Source organism: Mesorhizobium sp. P5_C1, from assembly GCF_054049815.1.
This window is the reverse complement of record NZ_JBFULQ010001087.1, coordinates 1-1,039: the sequence shown is the minus strand read 5'-3', so window position 1 is coordinate 1,039 and position 1,039 is coordinate 1. Positions and strand designations below refer to the sequence as shown.

Genomic DNA, 1,039 nt, shown 5'->3' with positions numbered 1-1,039 from the left:
GACGTATTTCGTCCACCAACTGTGCGGATGGTAGAGTTCCACCTCCGCGACTTCGGCCGGCGGGATGCCATCTGCAGGCGTGATGTCGACCATAGGAACACCTCCGTGTCCTTTTCAGCGAGACCCGACCGTTTCGAGCTTTGCTGCAATTTTCAAACCTGACGCCGTCGTCTTGCCCGGCGCCTGGTCTGCCGAGCCCGTTTGCTGGGGTGCCGACAACTGGGCGAAAGTCTGCTGCTGGCCAAGCCATGCCAGATAGTCTTGCTGGGTGTCGACCATGACCACACCATGCATCAAAGGATGGCCTTGGCCGCAAAGTTCGGCGCACAAGACCTGAAAGGTTCCGGTCTTGGTCGGGGTGAACCAGAAATAGGTGACCGAGCCCGGGATCATGTCCATCTTGGCGCGGAATTCCGGCACATAGAAATCGTGCAGCACATCGATCGAGCGGAGCAGCATCTTGACCGGCTTGCCGACCGGCAGATGCAGATCAGCCGCCTCGACCACGACATCGTCCTGACCATTGGGATCGCTGGCGATCACGCCCAGCGGATTGTCAGCGGTGACGTCACGGGTGTCGGATGTGCCAAGCTTGCCGTCCTTGCCCGGCAGGCGGAAACTCCACTGCCACTGCTGGCCGACGACTTCGACGTCGGTTGCGTCGCTCGGGACGTTGACAAACCGGCTCCAGACGAACAGGCCGGGAACCAGCAACGCCGTGACCCCAACCGCGGTGACGATCGTCAGCCACGATTCGAGCCGTTTGTTCTCCGGTTCGTAGGCAGCCCGGTTTCCGTCCCGATGACGGAAGCGGAAGACGCAATAGGCCATGAACAGAACCACCGCGGAGAAGACGACGCCGGTGATCCAGAAGGTGATGATGATGGTGTTGTCGATATAGCTCCAGTTCGAGGCAATCGGCGTCCACCACCATGGGCYCAGGAGGTGAAACAACACCGAGCCCACGACGACCAAAACGAGTACAAGCGCTACGGCCATGTCCCGTCCTCCCGGCATTCGAGGGAGCGCGAAGCTGTCC

1 protein-coding gene is annotated in these 1,039 nt (G+C 60.6%); it reads right to left on the bottom strand.

The window, feature by feature from the left end; all coding sequences use genetic code 11:
- Nucleotides 1–114: 114 nt before the first annotated feature.
- The gene (locus tag ACXJ7R_RS34055) at nt 115–999 is read right to left on the bottom strand and encodes a cytochrome c oxidase subunit II (RefSeq protein ID WP_457155625.1); all 885 of its coding nucleotides are present in this window, start codon (nt 997–999) and stop codon (nt 115–117) included.
- Nucleotides 1,000–1,039 lie beyond the last annotated feature (40 nt).